The sequence below is a fragment of the Microbulbifer zhoushanensis genome, from assembly GCF_021729055.1.
Taxonomy (GTDB): domain Bacteria; phylum Pseudomonadota; class Gammaproteobacteria; order Pseudomonadales; family Cellvibrionaceae; genus Microbulbifer; species Microbulbifer zhoushanensis.
On sequence record NZ_JAJSAO010000013.1, the window covers coordinates 1 to 5,785 of the forward strand.

The following is a 5,785-nucleotide window of genomic DNA, read 5'->3' on the forward strand; positions in this document are numbered from 1 at the left end:
TTGCCCACCACGTTGATGAAGAACCCCTGGCTGTCGTAGTCCAGCTGCGTCAGGTCATCCGAGAAGTCCGTGAAGTTGTAGCCCGCCCCTACCTTCAGGTGCTTCCCTACATGCCGGTAAACACCCAGCAGCGCGCCGCTCCGACGGTCCTGTGCATCCGGCAGGTCCAGCATACGACCCTCGATCAGCAGGTCCCACTCGTGCACGAAGTGCCAGTCCGCCCGCAGCACGTACAGGCTCGCACGGCTGTCGAAGAACTCCGGGTCCACCCGGTCCTGGCTCAGCTGGCCCAGACGGTACGCATACTTGGCCCCCAGGGTCCAGCGGCGCGTCAGGTCGTAGCTGGCGTCCACGGAGAAGATATGGCTCTTCTGGATGAACTCCGCCGCCGTATTCTCCACGGTCACCTGCCCGGCAGTGGGCACGTTGTAGAAGTAGGTGTACTTCATCAGCGTGTTCAGCCGGTCGTTGTCTACCGGGCGGTAGGCGTAGCCCATCACCGCCTCGGTGAACTTGCCGTCGTAGAACTGCCCCTGGGAGCTCTGGCTGTCGGAGTAGTTGAGCTTCGCCACCAGGCGCCAGTTCGGGTTGAGCTGGTAGCTGGCATTGTTTTTCAGCAGCCAGGTCTCCCGCTCGGACTCGGTCACGGTGTCCGCGTCCACCGGCGTTTCCATGGTGTCGGTACGGTATTCCACCGCCGACGACAGGCGCACCGCCTCGGTGCTGTAGCCGACGTTGGCGCCCACGGCACGGCGCTCGGTCTGGGCACCGGTGCGCGGGTCTTCCAGCGTGCCAGCTTCCATGCTGGTGCCGTAATGCCAGCGGTCGCTGGGCGCCAGGTCCATGCCCAGGGCATGGGTCAGGCCGGTGGAGACGTCACCGTGGGTGTAGCGCTCCTCACCGTAGACACTCAGACTGTCGGAGTAGCGACTGCGGAAGCCGCTGGCCATGTTGCCCTTGCGGGCACGCACGCCGGTATCGGTACGCTCGTTGTCGAGGGTGTAGTTCAGGTACAGGTTGGTGCGGTCGCTGATCAGGTAGTCAGTGCCGAGCCGCGCGGCGGTGCCGGTGTCTCCCTCGGACAGTTCGCTGTCGAGGGTCAGGCGCTCGCTCACCCGGTAGGCGCCGCCGAGACCGACGCGGTTGTTTTCATCGCGGTTGCCAGTCACTTCCATGGTCTGCTGCACGAAGCCGAACGCGCTCCAGTCGGCGCCGGAGTTGTAGGCCGCTTCCACTGCCACGTCGGTGCGGTCACCCTGGGTCTGGGTCGGTGCCACCACCGGTGAGTAGTCCTCGCGGGTATCGGCGCGACCACCGGTGGTCACCCGCCATTTCTCATTGATGCGGTAGCCCACGGACAGGTCGACCGCGGAGGTCTGCAGCCCGTATTCCTGCTCGCGCTGGTCGGCCTTTATGCCCACATCGAAGCGCTCGCCGATGGGCAGGTTGACGCTGGCACCGCTCTGGGTGGTGTCCTGGTTCACCAGCTGGCCCGGTGCGGCGAAGCCCGCCTCGCGCTCCTGGTGGTAGAAGGTACCGGAAGCGCGCGCCCCCTCTAACACATCCCCCAGGTGCAGGCTGCCTTCCACCTTGTTGGCGGCGGCCTTGGGATCCGGGTTCAGCGCCTCGACGGTGTCGAAGCCATCCGCACCGCTGCGGCTGAAGCTGAAGCCGCCGTCGAGGGAGGACAGGCTGTCGAGGTTATTGCCCTCGCTGGTGGCGGACTCGATCTTGACCCAGCTGCCGGCACTGGCACGCAGGGTCAGGTCGACGCCCTGCAGGGAGGACTCGTTGTCTTCCTCATCCTGCTGGCTGCCGCTCACACCGAGTTTCACGTGCTCACCCAGCCAGTAGTGGGCACGGCCACCCACGGCCAGGGTGTCCAGCTCCTCGAAGCCCGGGGTGTATTCGTAGCGGGTCACCAGGTATTGCGGGTTGCCGTTGTAGGAACCGTCCTGGATCAGCAGGTTGTCACTGGCGATGGCCGACAGCGGGCGGTTCAGCAGGATGCGGCCCTGGATATAGTCCACGTCGTAGTCGATCACCGGGGTCAGGTTCTTGACCCCCAGCACCAGGCCGGAGTCCTTGTCCCGCACCTCGACCCGCACCCGCTCGGAGCCGGCGAGGATGTCCTGGTGGCGCAGGAAGTAGAGCGAGCCACCGGTGCCGCGGAACTCGTCGCGACCGGCGATGGTGCCGGGCTCGGCACTGAAGCCATCGATCTCGAAGCGCTTTTCGCCGAAGCTGGTGACGTCGTCGGTCTCGTAGTGCGCATTGGCACCGTAGAGGGCACGGTCGATGTGGGCCAGTTCGTTGTCGGTGTAGGAGGCCTTGAAGTTACCCCACATGCCGTAGTCGTCGTACTTGGACAGCTTGACGTAGAACTTGCCGGAGGTCGGTGCGTCTTCCACTACGGTGGAGTCGTCGCCGAAGGTCGGGTAGTAGAGGTCCGAGTCCAGGCGGCGGAACAGCGCATCCGGGGTCTTTTCCATAAAGTTGGAGAACAGCTCGTCCACCGGACCCTCTTCGGTATCGGCGCTGGCGGACAGGTTCCAGCCCTCGCCGAAGTCACCGCTGGTGTAGAACGCCAGGCGACCGTCGTAACTCACCGAGTTGTCGTAGTGGGTCTCGTCACCGGTGACCAGTGACGCCGGGCCGTTGGTGTCGTCGATGCCGATGGTCAGGTCGGCGATGCCCACGGTGAACCAGTCGTTGCGGCGGAAGCGCAGGTCGCGCAGGAACAGCTCGCCGTTGCCCTGCTCGTCCAGCACCGCCACTTCCACGGTGTGCAGGCCGCGGGTAAAGATTTCCTCGGCCACGAACTCGCCGCTGTCACTGACCGGCACCGGGCGCCCCGCCACCCATACGGTGTGGTCCTCCGGGATCTGGCCACCGTTCACCAGCACCGAGTTGCCGTCCAGCGGGATGCCCTGCCGGGCCAGGCGGTTTTCACCGTAGCCCACCAGCAGCTCCTCTTCCGGGTCGGCTTCCTGCTGCGGCGGGTCCAGCCGGTCCACCAGCCACAGGGACTGGGGTTTGGTCTCGTCGTAGCGACCCGCATCATCATAGGCGCGCAGTACATACTGGAGTTTTTTCAGCGGCGCCTCGAAGGCCTCCATGTCGGCGCTCCAGGCGCCGCGGCCGTCGATGTCCAGCGGCACCACGGCCACCGGCTCGTCGCGCACGGACTGCTCTTCCTCGAACACGCGCACTTCCGCGCGCTCGATAAAGGCCGGATAGTTGGTGTAGCGCTGGAACTCGACGCGGCTGTCATCGACCTCGGTGTCCGGGTCGTCGGCGTAGCGCACGGTGGTGGGCCAGGCGCTGACGTTGAGCCGCGGGGCCATTTTCTGGTTGTCGAAGCGGAACTGGATATTGGCCTGTTCCAGTGCCAGGTCGGTACAGCGCTGCAGGTCGGCGGAGTTGCGGTACGGGTCGTACTCGGGACTGCCGTCGACGGTAATGCGCATCAGGTTCAGCGCGTAGGGATTGTTGGCCTGTGCCTCGCGGTCGATGCGCTCGATGGCCAGGCGATCCTGCTCCGCCAGTACCGCCAGTTCGTCGTAGAGCACCTGCACTTCCACGCGGGCGCCGCCCATCTCGATAAAGCCGGTGGACACCACATCGTCGGACTGCACGTAACCGCGGCCCTCGAAGGTGACCTGCTCGTCGGTGAGGGCGAGGCGCTGCTGCACCTGCTCCATCGCCCGGCGCGCGCGGGCCCGGGACAGGCCCACGTCATCACCGTAGACCATGGCCTCGCGGCGCTCCATGCGCTCGTTGTCGGTGTAGCCGACAAAGCCCACACGCACGTTGGCCTTGCCTGCCACTTCATTCATGACACTGCGGATCGCCGCCAGCTGGCCGTCAGAGATAACCGGGTCGCCCTGCTCGAAGCGGATGGTGGGCAGCGTGGTATTGGGGGATTCGTGGGCGATGGTGATGGTCTCGGCGCCGGCATTTTCCGGGCAGGCCTGGATGCCGTCACCGGCGGTTTCCATCAGGTCGTCGTACCAGAACTCCACTTCCACCCGGCGGTTCAGGGCACGGCCCTTGGCGGTATCGTTGGCGGCGATCGGCTGGCTGGCCCCCTTGCCGGTGAAGGTCACCGCGTAAGCGGGCAGGCCCAGGGCATCCCGCACCGCCAGTGCCACCCGGCGGGCCTCCGCCTGCGACAGGGCCGTCGGGTTATCATAGAGTTCCGCCGGGCCTTCCGGCAGTGACTGGCCATCGGTGTGGCCGACAAAGTGCACCACCAGGTTCTGGCGATCGGCCATCTGTGCGCGCACCTCGCGGATACGGCGCACGAAGGCCTCGGGCAGGTCTACTTGGCCCGGCTCCCAGCGCAGCGGCGATACCAGGTTCTTGATCCGCGCACGCTGGTCGCTGCCATCGGCATAGCGCAGCCGGCACACGGTCTCCTGACGGCACACCTTGATGCGATTCAGGTCCAGCGCCTGGGCGCGGGCCATTTCCGCCTGCGCCGCCTCGTCCAGCTCGTCGTAGGACAGACGCACTTCCACCCGGCGGTTCTGCGCCCGCCCCACACTGGTAATGTTTTCCACCGCCGGCTCGGCATCGCCAAGGCCTTCATAGCTGACCGCGTCTTCCGGCAGGTCCAGCGACAGCTGCATATACTCCGCCACCAGCTTCGCCCGCGCGCGGGACAGTTCTTCCTTGTCCAGGTACTCCGCCAGTTCCTGCTGGCTCAGCGAACCCGCACTGGTATGGCCGACAAAGTGCAGGCGGAGGTTATGGACTTCACCCAGGGCGGCGAGTTTTTCCCGCAGGGCGGCAACTGCCTCTTCGCTGATATCGTCGTCGACGCTTTCATACAGCAGCGGGCCGATCGCATTTTCCTCGACCACCGGCTCCATCGCCTCCACGAACAGCGACGCATCCTGCACCCACTGCCGGCGCGGCTGGCCCAGGGTCATGGTCTCGGTGTTGTTGCCCACCGGCTGCTCGGTGTACTCCGCCGTGGTCTCCACATCGGTGGTGAGACCCGGGACCTGCTTCCACACTTCCCACCAGGCCGGTTCGCTCACCGCAGTGGTGGATTCCTGGGCCTGCAGCGGCAGGGCCAGCACGGCCGCCACGGCCAGGGCCAGGGGACGCAGTGCCATCGCGGGGACCTGTGGTTTCATGCCGGTATCTGTCTTGGCCCGCTCGCAGGCGCTGTGCTTGTTACTTTGCATAGAGGACATCACTCCCATCCCCCGATTCCATCCCCACTGCCCGGGGGCGCACCGCGCCGCCAGAACACCTCGGTTTCAATGGTCAGTTCATAGTCGCCGTATTCGGCCGCCCACTCCTCGGCCACCTGCGCCTTGATCGCCTGCAGGCGACGCTCTACCAGCGCCGGGTCCTCGTTCTCGGCCAGGTAGGACAGGCGCAGCACCGACGGGGCCTCGGCCAGTTTTTCCAGCAGCAGCTCCGTGCGCGAGTGCCACTGCGGGCGCAGCTCGGTGGTCTGCGGCTCGAACACCGCCTCGGCCAGGTCCAGGCGCACCACGCGGTGCAGGCCGGCGCCGAAGTTGAACTTGATCATCTTGCCCCGCGTGGCGCGCTGCACCCGCGGATTTTCCGTGGTGAGACGATAACCGCTGGGCAGGCTGCGGTCGTCGAGCTTCAGCACAAAGTTGGAACCGCGATCCTGGTTCGGCACCACCGCACAGGTGATATGGAAACGGCCGTGGGCATCGGTGGTGGCATTGAGGCCGGTGGCGGTCACCACCCGCGCCCCGGGCACACCGCCCTCACCGGCATCCTGGTAGCCGTTCAT

At 65.9% G+C, this 5,785-nt stretch carries 2 protein-coding genes; both read right to left on the reverse strand.

The window, feature by feature from the left end; translation table 11 throughout:
• On the reverse strand, positions 1–5,198 hold a 5,198-nt coding region (locus LVD10_RS17820; RefSeq protein ID WP_237064491.1), incomplete at its 3' end, for an OmpA family protein.
• An 8-nt stretch (positions 5,199–5,206) separates the two neighbouring features.
• A partial coding sequence (locus LVD10_RS17825; protein WP_237064492.1) for a hypothetical protein occupies positions 5,207–5,785 on the reverse strand: 579 nt, incomplete at its 5' end.